The 3761-nt window shown below is 40.7% G+C and carries 3 protein-coding genes and 1 tRNA gene; 2 read left to right on the forward strand and 2 right to left on the reverse strand.

The features are described 5' to 3' along the window. Positions 1-540 precede the first annotated feature (540 nt). A complete protein-coding gene (locus tag QVP90_RS14455; RefSeq protein WP_005930250.1) occupies positions 541-765 on the reverse strand; it encodes a winged helix-turn-helix domain-containing protein in 225 nt (74 codons plus the stop codon). A gap of 201 nt (positions 766-966) precedes the next feature. After that, positions 967-1040, reverse strand: a tRNA-Thr gene (locus QVP90_RS14460). 143 nt (positions 1041-1183) lie between these two features. On the opposite strand from QVP90_RS14460, the gene QVP90_RS14465 reads away from it, so the two are divergent. Together QVP90_RS14465 and QVP90_RS14470 are read left to right on the forward strand one after the other, a co-directional pair. Next, positions 1184-1789 carry a TlpA family protein disulfide reductase gene (locus QVP90_RS14465; protein WP_021936830.1) on the forward strand — a complete coding sequence of 202 codons (606 nt, stop codon included), beginning with the start codon at positions 1184-1186 and terminating at the stop codon, positions 1787-1789. Between the two features lie 98 nt (positions 1790-1887). After that, positions 1888-3747 carry an SLC13 family permease gene (locus QVP90_RS14470; protein WP_044094075.1) on the forward strand — a complete coding sequence of 620 codons (1860 nt, stop codon included), beginning with the start codon at positions 1888-1890 and terminating at the stop codon, positions 3745-3747. Positions 3748-3761: the final 14 nt, after the last annotated feature.

Raw genomic sequence — 3761 nt, forward strand, 5'->3', positions numbered from 1 at the left:
TATAGCCATAATATTTCTTGTTTTATGGCGTGCAAAATTACTCATTTTTTTTATATTTAAAGATAAGCGGAGAGTTTTTTGTGAGATAGCGGCTAATATTAGTCTGGTTACCGGTTGAAACGGTTGTAGCTTCTCTGTTTTAAGACAACTTAGTAAAATCGCAATTATCAGTGATGGCCTTTAGGGTATGCGAATGATAATTATCCGTTTTGATTGCCGGATAGTATTGGTTATGTTGCTTATTTCCAGAGGAATATAGGAATGCAACTTCATTGGCCAAAAGTATGTATTTAATAGAGAGTTAAATATATACTTTTGGATACATAAAGTATATACTTTTACACCTTAATAGTATATACTCTTATTCTATGAGAAATGGATGGCTTATTTTTCTGTTAACATTGTTAATTAGTTTAAAACCTCTCCCCAATCCTCTCCGTAGGAGAGGGAGTACAGATACTCTTGTTTATTAATCAGTTACAAAACTAATTTAGCTTCCTCTTCCACGGAGAGGGTTGGGGAGAGGTTTGACGCTACTTCTTATCCGAAACAGAAGTGATACTCCGAACCGTTACTAAGATAAATAGTATTTTCTCTTTTTTCGATGAATATACTATTTTCCCGTGCTAACCATCCGATGGCTAACATGGCATCCTCAATAGCCAGATTGGTTCTTGAACAGAGCTCCTGTATTGAGATTCTTTTCATTTCATTGAGCACATGCCATACTTTTCTTGAGTTTTCTCCAATTTTTACTTTTTCCATAATGTTGGGTTTTAGTGTTGTCTCAGTTAAAACAAAAAACAGACATAAAAAAGCAGGAAATTGTTTTTCTGAATGAACATATCGGGTGGATTTTGTATTTCTTATTCTATAAACGTGGATTTGAAAAGGTGCGCAGATAGAAATAATTGCGGGAAATGAAAAAGCATTTCCCGAATTTCGGAAAATGCTTGTAGATTGGTGAGCCTCTTGTCGGATTCGAACCAACGACCCCGAGATTACAAATCACGTGCTCTGGCCAACTGAGCTAAAGAGGCATTTTGGGGTTTTGCGGGTGCAAAGGTAGTAATTCTTTTGATTTTTCCAAAAGTGGAATTTGAAAAAATACTTTGGACAGGCTGTTTTGATAAGTCACATGATTTGTTTACTTTTGCAAATCAATATATTATATAGAAAAGGAATGAAGAAGATTTTTTTTAAAGTTTGCTGTCTGGCATTATTGGCGGGCAATATTGCTTGTACCGGACAGGGAAAAATAAATAAGGGAGAATCTGCTGCGGCTGATAGTGTGGCAGTAGTTATGGAAAATGAGACAGCTTTGCAGGCTGACAGTACAGGATATATTGTGAAGGTAGGGAATATGGCGCCCGACTTTACCGTGACATTGACGGATGGAAAATCAGTGAGTCTTTCGGCACTTCGCGGGAAAGTGGTAATGTTGCAGTTTACTGCCAGTTGGTGTGGAGTCTGTCGTAAAGAGATGCCTTTTATTGAAAAGGATATCTGGCTGAAACATAAGAATAATCCTGAGTTTGCACTGATCGGTATCGACCGTGACGAACCTTTGGACAAAGTGCTTGCTTTTGCAAAAAACACCGGGGTCACTTATCCTTTGGGACTGGATCCGGGTGCTGATATTTTTGCAAAATATGCTTTGCGTAATTCCGGAATTACACGTAATGTGTTGATAGACCGTGAAGGAAAGATAGTTAAACTGACCCGTTTGTATAATGAAGAAGAATTTGCTTCATTGGTTCGGCAAATCGACGAAATGTTGAAAAAGTGATATTTATGGTAAGAGGCCGGTAAATGCCGGCTTTTTGCTTTTTATTTTGTGTATGTGAGAATTTCAATATCTGTTATTATCAATTACCCTATTATTTTATGGTTATAACTCTTATTATTTTGGTACTGTCTGCCGTCTTCTTCATGAGTGGCAAGGTACGCTCTGACTTAGTGGCCCTCTGTGCCTTGATTTCTCTTCTTATTTTTCAGATATTAACACCGGAAGAGGCGCTTTCCGGTTTTTCCAATTCGGTAGTGATTATGATGGTCGGTTTGTTTGTGGTTGGTGGAGCCATTTTTCAGACAGGATTGGCAAAGATGATAAGTAGCAAAATATTGAAGCTTGCAGGCAAGAGTGAGTTGCGACTTTTTTTGTTGGTGATGCTCGTGACTTCTGCTATCGGTGCTTTTGTAAGTAATACCGGTACGGTGGCATTGATGCTTCCTATTGTGGTAAGTCTGGCAGTTAGTGCCGGTATGAATCCCAGCCGGTTGCTTATGCCTTTAGCGTTTGCAAGCAGTATGGGAGGTATGATGACTCTGATCGGTACACCACCGAACCTTGTCATTCAGAATGCGTTGACCAGTGCGGGATTTGAACCTTTGTCTTTTTTCTCTTTCTTACCCGTAGGTCTTATTTGTGTGACGATAGGTACACTTGTATTGATGCCCCTCACCAAATGGTTCCTTTCCAAGAAAGGGAAAAAACAGGAGGTTAATGCTTCTGGAAAATCTCTGAACCAGTTGGTGAAAGAGTATGGCTTATCCAGTAATCTGTTTCGTTTACGTGCCGATACGTCCTCATTATTGGTCGGTAAAACAATCATCGACCTTGATGTACGGCGCAAATATGGGTTGAACATATTAGAGGTGCGCCGTGGCGATATTTCTCAAAACCGTTTTCTGAAAACGATTACACAAAAACTGGCCGAACCCGATACTGTGATGCAAGAACAGGATGTTCTCTATGTTACCGGAGAAGTGGAGAGTGTAGAGCGTTTTGCAGAAGATTACCTGTTAGAAATGCTGGACGGGCATACTACCGAAGAGGCGGCAAAGGCCAATAATTCATTGGACTTTTATGATATCGGCATAGCGGAAATCGTTTTGATGCCTTCGTCCAATTTAGCCAATCGTACTGTGAAGGATGCGGATTTGCGTGGGAAGTTTAATGTGAATGTATTGGGTATCCGGCGTAAGAAAGAGTATATTTTGCAGGATTTGGGTAATGAGAAAATGCATAGTGGCGATGTGCTGCTGGTACAGGGAACCTGGCAAGATATAGCACGACTTAGTAAAGAGGACGCCGATTGGGTGGTATTGGGACAACCTCTGAATGAGGCTGCCAAAGTGACGTTGGATTACAAAGCACCGGTAGCTGCTGCTATTATGGTGTTGATGGTAGTCATGATGGTATTTGATTTTATTCCGGTTGCTCCCGTTACGGCTGTGATGATAGCCGGTGTATTAATGGTGATTACCGGTTGTTTCCGTAATGTGGAAGCGGCTTATAAAACGATCAACTGGGAAACGATCGTACTGTTTGCCGGTATGCTCCCGATGTCTCTTGCTTTGGAGAAAACAGGTGCTTCGGAATATATATCTAATAGTCTTGTTACCGGATTGGGAAGTTATGGTCCGATTGTATTGATGGCGGGTATTTATTTCACCACTTCATTGATGACTATGTTTATCAGTAATACGGTAACTGCCGTCTTGATGGCGCCTATTGCATTGCAGAGCGCATTGCAGATAGGAGTCAGCCCGGTTCCGTTCTTGTTTGCCGTTACGGTAGCTGCCAGTATGTGTTTTGCTTCTCCTTTTTCGACTCCTCCCAATGCACTGGTAATGCCGGCCGGGCAATATACATTTATGGATTATATAAAAGTAGGATTACCGCTACAGGTGATAATGGGAATCGTGATGGTATTTGCATTGCCGTTGCTGTTTCCTTTTTAAAGCCTCTCCCCAAC

Origin of the sequence: Bacteroides sp. CAG:189 (assembly GCF_000432295.1) — a bacterium.
Taxonomy (GTDB): domain Bacteria; phylum Bacteroidota; class Bacteroidia; order Bacteroidales; family Bacteroidaceae; genus Bacteroides; species Bacteroides salyersiae.

Excerpts from the sequence above, each read along its gene's own strand:
- QVP90_RS14455 (WP_005930250.1), bottom strand. The coding sequence starts at position 765 with ATGGAAAAAGTAAAAATTGGAGAAAACTCAAGAAAAGTATGGCATGTG.
- QVP90_RS14465 (WP_021936830.1), top strand. The coding sequence starts at position 1,184 with ATGAAGAAGATTTTTTTTAAAGTTTGCTGTCTGGCATTATTGGCGGGC.
- QVP90_RS14470 (WP_044094075.1), top strand. The coding sequence starts at position 1,888 with ATGGTTATAACTCTTATTATTTTGGTACTGTCTGCCGTCTTCTTCATG.